The sequence below is a fragment of the Serratia fonticola genome, from assembly GCF_001006005.1.
In the GTDB taxonomy this organism is placed as follows: domain Bacteria; phylum Pseudomonadota; class Gammaproteobacteria; order Enterobacterales; family Enterobacteriaceae; genus Chania; species Chania fonticola.
Genome location: NZ_CP011254.1, coordinates 5,518,299 through 5,532,701 on the forward strand (window position 1 = coordinate 5,518,299; position 14,403 = coordinate 5,532,701).

Below are 14,403 nucleotides of genomic sequence, written 5' to 3' on the forward strand. Positions count from 1 at the left end.
TGTTTATTCAGCGTTTTCACGGCGTTCCTCCCAAGGCAGCGCGGCGGTTTCGCTGGCACGCATCAGCGCGGTTTCCAGCCGTGCACGCAGCACACAGTCCAGTGCGCCTTTATCGTCGACAATCACCTGCACCGGCGGCACGTCGTACTGCTGCAAAACCTGCAACAAGGTGTGGCGGATGGCATCGCCGAACTGTTTTTCCACGCTGCTGGCAATCAGCAGATCGTGTTCCGGGCCTTCTGCTGGCGCGATACGGACCATGACATCGCTGGATTCCAGCGTGCCGGCCATTGCTTCTCGGATTATTTTCATCATTCACCTGATTGTGCGGACTCAAATTCTTGCGGTACTGGCTTGGCCCGGCGCTGTGCCTGCAGATCCTGCAGGTAGTACAGCGTGTCTTTCGGCACCAGAGGCGCGGCGGCGTGGAAGTCTCCCGCAGCCAGCAACTTGCGCACCCAGGAGGCAGAGATCGCCGTGCCCTGGTACTGCAAGCGCTCAATTTCCACCAGATCGATCGGTGGGCTAGGCAGCGCCGGAGTTTCCAGCCAATAACGCATGTCGCGGTTGTATTTCGCCGTTACGGCGCAGAACGGTTCGTTGCCGACAAATCGATGCGTGATGCCCAACGCGGGAGCCAGATACTGGCGGAAGATTTTCAGATCGATTTCGGTGTAACAGTCGTCGGCAACCCCCTGCTCTTTAATGAAGTAGCAAGGGAAAGTGGCACGGGAGATCACGTATTGTGACCCCTCATGCACCGTCAGATTGGTGATCCCCTCGGTGCCCTTCAGTACCAGATCGCGGCGATCGTCATACGGGAAGCGCGAGGTGTTTTCTTTCACTAGGAACAGATGCAGCCAGTCACAGCGGGCGGCGGCTTCCCGCACCAGATATTGATGGCCACGGGTAAAGGGGTTGGCATTCATCACGATGCTGCCAATGGTGTCTCCCGGCTGGCGCTCGCTGGCCAGTTGCGCAGCGTAACGCTTCAGGCGGCACGGGCTGTTCTCCATCAGCACCACGATGCCGGGCACGCTGGCAATCGGGTAAAAGCCACACTGGCGAAACAGCGCCTCATTCTGCACTTTGGTATAGATAAACAGCTGGGTGTGATGGCGCTCATAGGCCAGATTCACCAGTTCGGTCGCCAATGATAACGCCAAGCCTTCACCGCGCATTTGCGGGCTGATGGCCACGCATTTGATAATATTTTCGGCGATACCTCCGCAGGCAACCAATTGCTCGCCCTGGGTCACGGTGATAAAAACTTCGACCGTGGTATCAATATTCAGATCGTTACTACGCAAAAAAGCATTAATTGCCGCTATATTTTTGTGATCCGATCTCTTCACCCGATTAAATACGGTATCGCCCAACATGTCAGTCTCTCTAAAATAACTTATCAATAACATTTGAAATACAAAATCCCATTAGGGTTAACATTAAGGTGTAATAAAAACCTTAAAAACCATCGAGTTGAAATGGTCTATAACGCGAACGGGGTATTTAATGGCGCCATGTTAAACACAAATAACGCCCTGATTATTGACCTATTTCACAATCTACCCGCAGTAAATAAGTTGTTTAATGGTTTTTATTTACTTAATTATTTTTATAGTTTTTATTAGCGACATAGTGTTTAATTAAATAACCATCTCGCTGAGATTTAATTAGCAGCATAATTAAGCAACGGGGAATTAACATGGAGTGGCTAAATATTCTGATTGTTGAGGATGAAACGCCGTTGGCAGAAATGCATGCGGAATTCATCAAGCAGAATGGCGGATGCCGGCAGATTTGGCTGGCGGGCACCCTGGCACAGGCACGCACGATGACCGAGCGTTTCAAACCCGACCTGATCCTGTTGGATAATTTCCTGCCGGATGGCCAGGGCATAGAACTGCTGCGCGAGCTGACGCTACAAGGCTACGGCGGTGGCATTGTGTTTATCACCGCCGCCAGCGATATGGACACCGTGGCCGAAGCGCTGCGCTATGGCGTGTTCGATTACCTGATCAAACCCCTGGCCTATGACCGGCTGGCGCAAACCCTGCAGCGCTTTAGCCAACGGCGCGAAGCGCTGAAAGACAAGGCGCGGGTCAACCAACGCCGCATTGATGAAATGTTCAACACCTACGCCCGCGGCGGCGATCAGACCGCGTTGCCCACCGGCATTGATGAGCTGACGCTGATGAAGATCCGCGATTTGTTCGAAGATCCGCAGGTGCGTCATACGGCGGAAAGCGTGGCACAACAGATTGGACTGAGCCGCACCACCGCCCGGCGTTATCTGGAGTTTTTCAGCGCCAACGATCAATTAGTTGCAGAGATTATTTACGGCAAAGTGGGCAGACCCCAGCGGATCTATCGTTCTGCAAGCAATGGCTAAATAGGAGCGCCCAACATACAGTGATGTAGTGGACTGCTCCTGGAGGCTGTCGAACCTGTTTGGTGAACTTGCACTATCACTGCAACGGCTTGTTCTGCCGTAAGAAACGCAATGCCGGGACTTTTGCACCTTTGACAAAGATAAACGCCAGCAGTAACGATCCCCACAGTGCCATGGTGATATAGCTACTGACTCCCATGATATTTAGCCCGCTCTCCAGCATTTGCAACAGGAACAGCGCTAGCACAATGCCGAACACCTTACCAAATCCACCATCAGGATTTACCCCGCCTAATACCGTCGCCAGGATAGTGATAAGCAACAGTGACTCGCCGTAAGAGGCTTTGGCCGAGTTGAGCTTCGACATCATCAGCAACGCCGCGACGGCGCACAGTAACGAGGAAATGACATAGACCCAAATCAGCGTGCGGCGGGTGTTAATCCCAGAGTAAAAGGTGGCTTTCTCGTTGGAGCCGGACAGGTATATCTGACGACCCAGCGGGGTCTTGGCCAACATAAGCCAAAGCAGCAATGCCACCACGGCAAACAGGTAAAGCGGGACTGGAACCCCGAGAAAATAGCTGCGGTCCAATGCCAGTACATAGCTCGGAAAGTTAGAAATCGCCGAGCCTTTGGAGATCAGCACATTTATCCCTTTGAGCAAGGTCATGATGCCCAGTGTCGCCAGAATTGGGGACACCCGAACCACCGAGATAAGCACCCCATTGATGATCCCCACCACCAAGGCAACCGAAACCCCCGCCAACAGCATCACTATCAATGAACTGAACGTTGGCTCAAGATGGGTACACACCCAGGCCATCACCAGCGCACTGGCGTTCGCAGTGGCAATGATGGATAAGTTGATGCCACCGGTCAGCATGGTGATCGCCATTGCCAACGTCAATATCCCCGCGACGGGGATTTGTGAGGCGATGGATTGGAAATTGGCCGCAGACCAGAATACCTGTGGGATCAGCACACTGAACACGCCCGCTACCAGCACCAGCAGTGCCACCAACCAGCGCTCGGTATGATCGCGTTGAGTTGTTTTCGACATGGTTATATCCCTACCTTATGACGTTGGCCCCAGGCAGTCACACTGATACTGATGACTATCACCAGACCGATCACCACGCTATGCCAGTAAGACGAAATACCCAGTAAATTCAAACCATTTTGCAATATTGCCAGCAAGATCACTCCGAGCAGAGTGCCGGTTAGGGTTCCCCGCCCACCGACAATACTGGTTCCGCCCAACACCACCGCCGCCAGCACGGTGAGTTCATAACCGAGCAACGAGTCCGGTGCCACCGTCAAGACGGTATAGGACTGCACCACACCGGCGATACCGGATAAAAACCCCATATAGCCATAAACAAACAGTTGCAGCTTTACAATGCTGAACCCCATACGGGATGCCGCTTCCTGATTACCGCCCAACGCATAAATTTGCCGGCCAATGCTGGTGCGTGTCATCACCAAAGCAGTGACAATAATCGTCGCCAGCAAGGTCAAAATGGGCAGCGAAAGGCCATAGTCATAGCCGTCAGCGGCGGTGAAGGAGAACAGCATTGGCCCATGTTCGAACCATTCCGGATAGGTATACAGCCAGACACCCCGGCTGAGATACAGCAGCAACCCGTAGAAGATATTCAGCGTGGAAATGGTAATAATGATGGACGGCACCCGCAGGCGATTAACCAATAGCGCATTGATCAACCCCAGCAACAAGCCGATGCCTCCTGCCAACGCGAAAGCCACCGGGAAATTACCACCAAACTTCACAATGAATGTCACCATGACATATTGCGAGATAATGGTCATCGCCGGGAATGAAATGTCAATGCCGCCAGAAATCAAAACGATAAAAAAACCACAAGCCAAAATGGTCAGCATGGCGTAGTTATTTATCAAATCATAAATATTGGCGAGCGTCAGAAATTCTGGGCTGGTGAAAGCAAGATAAGTCGAAATAATCAATATGGTAAAAGCCAACATAACTTCGTGGCGTTTCAGATGCTCTTTATTAAATAAACCTGTTTTGCCTACATCAGGCTTATTGAGTGCATGGGGATTAGCCATTGACTACCTCCGCAATGGCAGCTTCGCTGCAGTTACTCGGCAAGAACTCCTGCACCAGCCGCCCGGACCGCATAACCAGAATACGGTGGCTGTTAAAGTAAGCTTCATCAATCTCATCACAAACCATTAATACCGCAATCCCCCGCGCCGCCAATGCATTGATAATATTATAAATGCCTGCCTTGTTGGCGATGTCGACCCCGACGGTCGGCGAGTCGAGGATCAGTATTTGCGGGTCGGTTGCCAGCCATTTGGCGATGGCAATACGCTGGGCATTTCCACCGGATAACGTATTGACCGGCAGGTCGCTATTACCGATTTTGATCGACAGATGTTTCACCATGTCTTCGACCAGTGTGTCGACTCGCTCGGCCCGCATCAGGTGAAAGGCATTTTTAAGCCGGTGTAATACCGTGGCACTGATATTGTCGCGGATTGATTGCTCCATAATCAGCCCAGTGCTCATTCTGTCTTCCGAGACATAGCCCACACCAGCGGCAATGGCATCGCGGTTACTGGCGAACCGCATTGGCTTATCATTGATTCGAATGCTGCCCGACTCGGGTTTGGTTAAACCAAATAGACTGAGGCACAGCTCTGTGCGGCCAGACCCCAGCAAACCAACCAGAGCGACAATTTCGCCAGGATGCAAAGCCAGTGAGATATCCTGATATTCGTTGCCGCGGGAAAGCGCTTCCACTGCCATCACGACCGGGCGTGCTTCGCTGTAAGGCGGTAGCACCTGAAAATCAAATTTCATATCCGTCATCAGCCAGGCCAGCCGTTGATTATCCACTTCAGCAGCGGGGTAGGTTCCAACCCACTGGCCATCTTTCAGGACGGTAATACGGTCTGAAATCTCCAGCACTTCGCTCAACCGGTGGCTCACAAATACCACGCAGATATTGCGTGATTTCAGCTCATGCACCACCCGTAGCAAGCCGTTAACTTCTTGCCGTGTCAGCGACGCGGTTGGTTCATCCATCACAATGAGGCGAGCATCTTGTGCCAGTGCACGGCAGATAGCGACTAATTGTTTCTGGGCGATGGATAAATTCTCAACCAATTCGTCCAGATTAAGGTGGGCATCAATGCTGTTAATAACGCGCTCGGCGGTCTCCCGCATCTGACGTTTATTCACCCACATCTGATGGTGATAATGGTTCATGGCGATATTCTCAGCCACGGTCAGATTCGGGAATAAGGATAAATCCTGATAAATGACCTGGATCCCCAGGCGGACAGACTCAATAGGGGTCAGGGTTGAATAGGTTTTGCCATCAATAATAATGGCGGCATCTCTATCGGGTTGGTAAACACCGGAGATAATCTTGATCAGTGTTGATTTGCCACAACCGTTCTGCCCAGCGAGGCAATGTACCTCACCCGGCAACAGGGTCATAGCCACCTTATTCAGCGCCTTGACGCCATAGAAGGTTTTACTGATATTTTCCAGGGTAATAAATGGCTGCATACATCCTCTTACTCCAGGCGGGCATTGTTTACAGAGCCGAACAAGGTATCCGGCTCTGCGGTCATGCGGGGGAATTAATACAGGGAATCCACGTTATCTTTGGTAACTCGCAGCACATTGTGGAACTGAATCAGGTGTTTATCCTGATCAACCTCCGCTTTACCCACCCCTGGGATCTCCATGCCTGTTTCGATCTTCTCACCTTTAAGCACTTTGTCCGCAACGGCAGTCAGTGCATATCCAGCAGAACCTGGGTCATAAGTGACACCCATGGCGATATCACCACTTTTAATCAGCGAGGCTGCCTGAGAAGGGATCATCATGCCGAATACGTGGACATTGTTTTTCGCCCGTTTCTCTTTCACTGCGCGACCTGCACCAATTGGGCCTTGTGAACCGAAGGCCACAATACCTTTCAGGTCGCTATGTGCTTTCATCAGATCCAGTGTGGTGCGGCGTGAGTCATCAATGCTCTCGGCGACAGGCATACGGCTGGTCACTTCAAACATTTCCGGATAATGCTCTTTCTGGTATTTAACAAATAAATCTGCCCACAGGTTATGTTGTGGCACGGTCAGGCTACCGACATAAATGACATACCCTCCTTTGCCGCCCATCGCTTTTGCCATTTCTTCCACGTTGTCGGCGGCAAATTTGGCGTTATCGATGATTTCAATATCCCAGTTAGCGCTAGGCTGCCCTGGTGATTCATTGGTTAATACCACAATACCGGCGTCACGCGCTTTCTTGAATACGGGTTCCAGCACATCGGCATCGTTCGGCACGATACTGATGGCACTGACTTTCTTGGCGATCAAATCTTCAATAATTTTAACCTGTTGTGGGGCGTCGGTACTGGATGGGCCAACTTGGTAGGCTTTGATACCCAGGTCTTTACCGGCACGTTCCACACCTTCACCCATGCGGTTGAACCAGGGCATTCCGGCGATTTTCGAAATATTGACGACTTCCACTTCTTGCGCCAATGCACCGCCCGAGCCCACCAGCATGCTGAACAGGCTGGCCGCCAATAACGTTTTCACACTCAATTTTTTCATCTAACACTCCCGGATCTAATGTAGGTTGAGGCATAACCGCCAAATAGCGAGATAACACATTGGTATTATTTATATTTTATTGTTAGTGACGATTTCCGGGGATGCCGATTTTACATCTGCACAACATTCCCGTAGAGGGACTCTACAGCCTCGATAGCGATTTCCCCCATATCTTTGAATGCTATTTATATGGACAAACTTGCAACCTTCCCGGTTTGCGACGGGGGTCATGCTCCTGAGGGGATAAACGAGGCGAAATGCGTAAAAATAACCGTCAGGAAGGCAATAACAGCGCTGGTTACAGGGATACTCTGGGTCGATGCGGCAGGCCATTTTAATGCCAATCTGTTAACTCCCTTCCATTTTGCAGCGCAACAGTTGCCAGCCAGTGTTTTCCTGCGCATGATGCGGAAAATCTCACACTTTGTTACAGGCCTATGATTAACGTTGCGCTGATAGACGACCACGTGGTGGTTCGTTCCGGGTTTGCCCAGTTACTGTCGTTGGAAGAGGATATCCGTATCGTCGGCCAGTTCGACTCGGCAGCACAGGCATGGCCACACTTGCTGCGCGATCCGATCGACGTGGCGGTGCTGGATATCGCCATGCCGAACGAAAGTGGCCTTAGCCTGCTCCAGCGTTTACGCCAACAGCGTCCCACCTTTCGCGCCATCATTCTCAGCATCTATGACACCAATGCCTTCGTGCAAAGCGCGATTGATGCCGGGGCCGGTGGTTATCTCACCAAACGCTGCGGCCCCCACGAATTGGTGCAGGCGGTTCGCGCTGTCAGCAGCGGCGGGCTTTACCTGTGCGCGGATGCCTTGCGCGCGCTGCGCCATACTCCGCAGCCACCGAAAGAATTGCAGGTACTCACCCCGCGCGAGAAAGAGATCTTCGATCTGCTGGTCAACGGCCTGAGTGTGAAAACCATCGCCCAACAGTTGACCTTAAGCCATAAGACCGTGCAGGTGCACCGCGCCAATATTCTCGGCAAACTGCATTGCGACACTACCGTGGAACTAGTGCATTTCGCCCTGCAACATCAACTGCTTGCCGGGAGTTAGCCGGTGCCGCCAATGGTGCGCCGCCTGGCGCTTTCGCTGTTTCTGGCGCTGTTTTTCACCCTCAGTTGGCTGGCCCTGTGGACCATTAGCCTGCACCTGAGCCATGACGGCCAACAGGCCGTGCTGCTGTTTCCCCAAGGGCTGCTGCTGGCGCTACTGATCCTGCTACCCCGGCGTTACTGGCTCACGCTGTTACTGGCGGAAGCCGCCACGCTGCTATGGCTGCATGACCAGCAATTGCTGAGCGACCGCTCGGTGCTGTTGCTGCCGTTGTTAAGCCTGCTACCAGCCTGGGGCACTCAGCGGCTGTGGTATCGCTATCACCTGTATTGGCAACGGCTGTCGCTATTGCTGGCTGCCATCGCTGCCAATGCGCTGCTGTGTGGGTTATTGGCGGGAGTCTGGCTGCCATCCAGTATCAGTCAAACCTTGCTGACCAGCTTTACCGGCGGCGTGCTGCTGGTGCCTTTCGTCTATCTGATTTATACCTACCTGCGCCAGCAACTGGTGACGTCGATGCCCGTTCCGCGCCCCTCAACACCACAATTACGCACCTCGCTACTGCTATGGTGTTCGCTGTTTCTCACCATGGGGATTTGCGTACAACTGGCGATCGCCCCGGAGATGGAGCGGCTGCTGCTGATCTTTATCTTTCTGCCCAACGTGTTTATGGCTTATCGCTTTGGCTGGCAAGGGGGCGTGCTGGCAGCGCTGTTTGGCAGCGTGATGATCACCCTCACCCGCCAGGCCGGTGGCGCGTTTCAGGATCTGCAAGAGTTGGAGCTATTCCTTTCTACCCAGGCGCTGTTGGGGATTGGGCTGGGGATTGCCATCAGCCGTCAGCAGCAATTGGCGCAAAAGCTACAGCGCTATCGCCAACAGTTGGAGCAAGAGTTGGTGGCCAAACGTCATCTGATGGAGCGGCTGGTGGGCACTGAAGAAGAGGTGCGCAAGGCCATAGCTCGCGAATTGCATGACGAGATCGGCCAGAATATTACCGCTATTCAGATCCAGGCAATGCTGGTGAACCGCAGCGCCACCGCCCCGGCCACCCGCCTGGCCGCAGAGCAAATCGATTCGTTGTCGCAACGCATCCACCACACCACCCGCACCCTGCTACGGCAACTGCGTCCACCGGTGTTGGAAGAGATGGAACTGGACAAGGCCCTGCATCACCTGGCCGACGAGTTTTCCTTTGCCGAACAGGGGATCAGCTTCCAGCTGGATTACCGCCTGCCAGCCACGCCAGATGATGAAACCCTGGTATTTACCCTCTACCGGGTGGCACAGGAGCTGCTCAATAACATCAGCAAACACGCCTGTGCCAGCCATGTGCATTTAAGCCTGACGCAAACCCACCAGACGATCACTCTGGAAGTGCGTGACGACGGCCAGGGCATGCCGTTGCAACCCACCAGCGGTTTTGGCCTGCGCGGTATTGAAGAGCGGGTGCGCGCATTGGGGGGGGATTGGCGGCTTCACCGGCGTAATGGCACGCGCATAATTGTTAACCTGCCCACAAAACTGAACAAAAACCCCGTCTGACTAAGACTAAGTCTTAGGTGCCTAAAACCTTGTCTCATCCAATCCTGTTTTCAGCACCCTACACTGCTCTCACTGTCTGGAGGACCCCATGGCATCGGCCACGTTAACCGCAGAGCAAATCAGCGCTCGCTACCGCTACTGGCGACCACGCCTGATGTTTTCGATGATCGTCGGCTACGGCGCATTTTATCTGACACGCAAGAGCGTCAGCTATGCGATGCCGGTGATGCAGCTCGAACTGGGGTTGGACAAAGGGGATATCGGCCTGCTGGGTACGCTGTTTTACCTGGCCTATGGCGGCTCGAAGTTTGTCTCCGGCATCGTCAGCGATCGCAGCCAGGCCCGCTGGTTTATGGGCGTCGGGCTGTTTATCACCGGTGTGCTGAACATCGTGTTCGCCTTTTGCCATTCGCTGACGGCGCTGCTGGTGGTCTGGACGTTAAACGGTTTCTTTCAGGGCTGGGGCTGGCCGCCCTGCGCCAAGATGCTCACTAGTTGGTATTCGCGCAACGAGCGTGGCTTCTGGTGGGGTACCTGGAATACGTCGATCAGCCTGGGCGGTGCGGCCGTGCCATTGCTGTCCGGATATATGGCTTCGCACTACGGTTGGCAGGCTGCGCTGCTGCTGCCGGGAGCCATCGGGATGCTGATCGGGCTGTGGCTGTGCTGGCAACTGTGCGGCAAACCGCAGCAGCAAGGATTACCCAGCGTGGGCCACTGGCGGCGCGATCCGCTGGAGCTGTGGCAAGAGCAGCAAAGCCCGGCGATGCCGATGCGGCGGATGCTGTTTGACACCATTTTGCGCAATCCGACCATCTGGCTGCTAGGCGTGTCTTACATCCTGGTGTACCTGATACGCATTGCGCTGAACGATTGGGGCAACATCTGGCTGGCGGAGAGCCATGGCGTCAACCTGATGAAGGCCAACGCCACGTTGTCACTGTTTGAACTGGGTGGACTGTTTGGCGCGCTGTTTGCCGGGTGGGGATCGGATCTGCTGTTTCGCGGCCTGCGAGCACCGATGATCCTACTGTTTTCCATCGGACTCTTTGTGACGACGACCGCCCTGTGGCTGGCCCCGCTGCACCATTACGGGCTGCTTTCGGCCTGCTTTTTCGGCCTCGGCTTTTTTGTATTTGGGCCGCAGATGCTGATCGGGCTGGCCGCCACGGAACACTGCCATAAAGATGCGGCCGGTACCGTGACCGGGTTTCTTGGCCTGTTCGCCTACCTGGGGGCCGCGCTGGCCGGTTGGCCGCTGGCGCAGGTGTTACAGCATTACGGCTGGTATGGGTTCTTTGCCCTGTTGGCACTGGCGGCCACCTGCGTCGGTCTGCTGTTGATGCCGTTGCTGATGGCCGGGCAGATACGGCAAGAGTAAGGTGCAACGGGCGCAGCATGCGGCGCCCCTACGATGAGTGAGAGGGCTGTACCTGACCACTACACCGGACTCGCTCCCTCTCCTTGGGGAGAGGATTGGGTTGGTATGAGGGAGATAGCATTCGCTGCCGTTTCCTTAATCACCAGAAAAGAAATTGGTTTGCTTTACCCTACAAAGACAACAACAAAAAAGGATGACTCTATGAAATTGACACCTCTCAACACCCTGCTGGCCACCACGCTGGCGCTGACTGCCCTGGCCGGAACCGTGCAGGCCAAAGGCCGTCTGGTGATCTATTGCAGCGCCACCAACGCCATGTGCGAAGAAGAAGCCAAAGTCTTCGGGGAAAAATACGACGTCAAGACCAGCTTTATCCGCAACGGCTCTGGCAGCACCCTGGCCAAGGTAGACGCGGAGAAGAAAAACCCACAGGCTGACGTCTGGTACGGCGGCACGCTGGATCCGCAATCGCAGGCCGGTGAAATGGACCTGCTGGAGCCTTACGCCTCGCCGAACCTGGAGCAAATCATGCCGCAGTTCCGCGATCCGGCCAAACGTAAAGGCAACTACTCCTCTGCGGTGTATATCGGCATTCTCGGCTTTGGCGTCAACACCGATCGTCTTAAAGAGAAAAACCTGCCTGAACCCAAATGCTGGAAGGATTTGACCAACCCGATCTACAAAGGGGAGATCCAAATCGCCGATCCACAAAGCTCCGGCACGGCCTACACCGCACTGGCCACCTTTGCGCAGCTGTGGGGCGAAGAAGCCGCCTTTGATTACCTGAAGCAGCTCAACGGCAATATCTCGCAGTACACCAAGTCCGGCATTGCCCCAGCCCGCAACGCCGCGCGCGGTGAAACCACGATCGGCATTGGCTTCCTACACGACTATTCGCTGGAAAAAGAGAAAGGTGCACCTCTGACGCTGGTTTCCCCATGCGAAGGTTCTGGCTATGAAATCGGTGGTATCAGCATCCTGAAAAACGCCCGCAATATGGAAAACGCCAAGCTGTTCGTGGATTGGGCACTGTCAAAAGAGGCTCAGGAGCTTTCCTGGAAGAAGGGTCAGTCTTACCAGATCCTGACCAATACCACGGCTGAGACTTCCCCTAACTCGCTGAAGCTGGATCAATTGAAACTGATCGATTACGACATGGATACCTACGGCGCTTCCGACATGCGTAAAAAGCTGATCACCAAATGGGTTAACGACGTGAAGATGGGCCACTGATCCCATCCCGCATCTATCGGGCGTAGTGACTGCTGACTATGCCCGCTTCATTTTCGTTTATTCCGGGGAATATCATGTCTGAAACCATCACCTTGCGCACGGCGCAGGGGCGGGATCCCATTTTCTACTGGTTGCTGCTGGCGCTGGCAGGTTTCGCCCTACTGCCTTCCTACAGCCTGGACTACGGGCTGCTGGAGGCGACCAGCGAAGAGCTGCTGGCGGCCTACGGATGGTCACATGCAGGCTTGGCCATGCTGTGGTTTGCCGCCCCGATGCTGCTGGTTGTACGCCCGCAGATTGCCACTGGTCGCGAGCAACGCAACCGCCACCTGTTTGATGCCGGTTATGCCCTGGCCTGTGGGCTATTGGTATTTATCAGCGCCGCCGCGACCGGTACCGGGATGGGGTTCGCTACCTTGCCGCTACTGGTGGCAATGGGCGCAGTGATCACCATTGCACTCTCAAGGCTGGAATGGCTGGGTGGCGATCGCTTCGTGCTCGGCTCGCTGGTGGCGGTGATCGCCTTGATCGTGCTGTTTATCATTTATCCCAGCATCGCCATCTTTATCCCAATGTTCACCGACGAGGCCGGTGCCTTCGCCCCGTTGGCGTTTATGCAAACGCTCGGGCAGGCACATATCCTGCAGGTGATCTGGAACTCCTTCCTGCTGTCCGTGGCCGTCGGGATTGGCTGTACCTTCTTCGGCATGGTGCTGGCGATTTATACCACGCGTATCGCCCGCCGTTCGGCGGTGATTGGCCGCATCTTCTCGATCCTGCCGATCGTCACACCGCCGTTTGTGGTTGGCTTGGGCGTCACCTTGATGATGGGCCGCTCCGGCTACATCACCGAGCTGATGGTAACCTGGTTTGGCCTGACCAATACCAACTGGCTCTACGGCTTTACCGGGATCTGGTTGGCCCAGGTGCTGGCCTTTACCCCGATGTCATTTATGATCCTCGATGGGGCAATCAAGACCATCCACCCATCGCTGGAAGAAGCGTCCTACACGTTGCGCGCCAACCGCTTCCAGACCTTTACCCAGGTGTTTATGCCGCTGCTGAAACCGGCATTGGCCAACTCGTTCCTGATCGTCATTGTTCAGTCGTTGGCGGACTTCAGTAACCCGTTGGTCCTCGGCGGCAACTTCGACGTATTGGCCACGCAGATCTACTTCTACATTACCGGTGCGCAGCTTGATTATCAGGCAGCCAGTACGCTGGGCGTGGTGCTGCTGATGTTCTCGTTACTGGTGTTCTGCGTGCAGTACATGTGGATCGGCAAGCGTTCCTACGTGACCATTTCCGGCAAGTCCAACCACGGCGACGTTCAGCCGCTGCCGGTGACGCTGGTGTGGGGCGTCTCGCTGATGCTGTATGTCTGGATCGCCTTCAACATCCTGCTGTACGGCAGCATTTTCTACGGCAGCTTTACCGTTAACTGGGGCGTGGACTACACGCTGACGCTGGACAACTTCAGCAAACTGTTCGGCCAAGGCTTCAGCGACGGCGCATGGCCTTCCCTGATCGATACCTTGCTGTATGCCGGGATTGCCGCACCGATCACCGCCATCTTCGGCCTGCTGGTTGCCTACATCGTAGTACGCCAGCAGTTCCAGGGTAAGAAGGTGATCGAGTTCAGCACCATGCTGTGCTTCGCGGTGCCAGGAACCGTCGCCGGTGTTTCCTACATTCTGGCGTTTAACAGTGCACCGGTTTACCTGACCGGGACGGCAGCCATCGTGATCATTTCAATGGTGATGCGCAACGTGCCAGTGGGGATCCGCGCGGGTATCGCCGGTTTGGGGCAACTGGATAAGTCGCTGGATGAGGCCTCCCTCAGCCTGCGGGCCGGTTCGCTACGCACCATAGTGTATATCCTGCTGCCCTTGCTACGCCCGGCGATCCTCTCGGCGTTGGTCTACAGCTTTGTCCGTGCCATGACCACCGTGAGCGCCATTGTTTTCCTGGTTACGCCAGATACGCGCGTCGCGACGTCCTACATCCTTAACCGGGTCGAGGACGGCGAGTATGGCGTGGCCATCGCCTACGGCTCGATCCTGATCGTAGTGATGCTGGCGATTATTTTCCTGTTTGATGCCCTGGTTGGCGAAGCGCGGGTCGCGCGTTCCAAAGCCCGGAATGCGGCCTGATACCCGGCTGAGAAG

12 protein-coding genes are annotated in these 14,403 nt (G+C 54.7%); 6 read left to right on the forward strand and 6 right to left on the reverse strand.

The annotated features are described in order from the left end of the window. Positions 1–3 precede the first annotated feature (3 nt). Together citD and citC are read right to left on the reverse strand one after the other, a co-directional pair. Complete coding sequence (gene citD / locus WN53_RS24555; protein ID WP_021180301.1) at positions 4–312, reverse strand: citrate lyase acyl carrier protein; 309 nt, start codon at positions 310–312, stop codon at positions 4–6. Continuing rightward, positions 312–1,382 carry a [citrate (pro-3S)-lyase] ligase gene (gene citC / locus WN53_RS24560; protein WP_024486485.1) on the reverse strand — a complete coding sequence of 357 codons (1,071 nt, stop codon included), beginning with the start codon at positions 1,380–1,382 and terminating at the stop codon, positions 312–314. Before citC ends, citD begins: the two co-directional genes overlap by 1 nt. Positions 1,383–1,705: 323 nt before the next feature. Here citC and dpiA point away from each other — a divergent pair, with 323 nt between their 5' ends. Further along, positions 1,706–2,392 (forward strand): two-component response regulator DpiA, encoded by a 687-nt coding sequence (dpiA, locus tag WN53_RS24565; RefSeq protein WP_024486486.1) that lies wholly within the window; start codon positions 1,706–1,708, stop codon positions 2,390–2,392. 76 nt (positions 2,393–2,468) lie between these two features. Here the strand turns inward: dpiA and WN53_RS24570 are convergent, their stop codons facing one another. From WN53_RS24570 to WN53_RS24585, 4 genes are all read right to left on the reverse strand, one after another. Then, positions 2,469–3,452 (reverse strand): ABC transporter permease, encoded by a 984-nt coding sequence (locus WN53_RS24570; RefSeq protein ID WP_024486487.1) that lies wholly within the window; start codon positions 3,450–3,452, stop codon positions 2,469–2,471. 2 nt (positions 3,453–3,454) lie between these two features. Then, complete coding sequence (locus WN53_RS24575) at positions 3,455–4,393, reverse strand: ABC transporter permease (RefSeq protein WP_037413257.1); 939 nt, start codon at positions 4,391–4,393, stop codon at positions 3,455–3,457. 76 nt (positions 4,394–4,469) lie between these two features. Further along, complete coding sequence (locus WN53_RS24580; protein WP_024486489.1) at positions 4,470–5,951, reverse strand: sugar ABC transporter ATP-binding protein; 1,482 nt, start codon at positions 5,949–5,951, stop codon at positions 4,470–4,472. Positions 5,952–6,025: 74 nt separating this feature from the next. After that, entirely contained in the window at positions 6,026–6,961 is a 936-nt protein-coding gene (locus WN53_RS24585; RefSeq protein WP_235167058.1) for an autoinducer 2 ABC transporter substrate-binding protein, read from the reverse strand. A gap of 485 nt (positions 6,962–7,446) precedes the next feature. On the opposite strand from WN53_RS24585, the gene WN53_RS24595 reads away from it, so the two are divergent. The 5 genes from WN53_RS24595 to WN53_RS24615 all read left to right on the forward strand — a co-directional run bounded on the left by WN53_RS24595 (position 7,447) and on the right by WN53_RS24615 (position 14,388). Continuing rightward, positions 7,447–8,076: a response regulator transcription factor gene (locus tag WN53_RS24595; protein WP_024486492.1), complete on the forward strand. Its 630-nt coding sequence runs from the start codon at positions 7,447–7,449 to the stop codon at positions 8,074–8,076. A gap of 12 nt (positions 8,077–8,088) precedes the next feature. Then, complete coding sequence (locus tag WN53_RS24600) at positions 8,089–9,621, forward strand: MASE1 domain-containing sensor histidine kinase (RefSeq protein WP_046808357.1); 1,533 nt, start codon at positions 8,089–8,091, stop codon at positions 9,619–9,621. An 88-nt stretch (positions 9,622–9,709) separates the two neighbouring features. Next, complete coding sequence (uhpC, locus tag WN53_RS24605; protein ID WP_024486074.1) at positions 9,710–11,002, forward strand: MFS transporter family glucose-6-phosphate receptor UhpC; 1,293 nt, start codon at positions 9,710–9,712, stop codon at positions 11,000–11,002. A 201-nt stretch (positions 11,003–11,203) separates the two neighbouring features. Further along, the gene (locus tag WN53_RS24610; protein WP_024486073.1) at positions 11,204–12,235 is read left to right on the forward strand and encodes an ABC transporter substrate-binding protein; all 1,032 of its coding nucleotides are present in this window, start codon (positions 11,204–11,206) and stop codon (positions 12,233–12,235) included. Positions 12,236–12,309: 74 nt separating this feature from the next. Continuing rightward, positions 12,310–14,388, forward strand: a complete 2,079-nt coding sequence (locus tag WN53_RS24615; RefSeq protein ID WP_024486072.1) for an ABC transporter permease — start codon at positions 12,310–12,312, stop codon at positions 14,386–14,388. Positions 14,389–14,403: the final 15 nt, after the last annotated feature.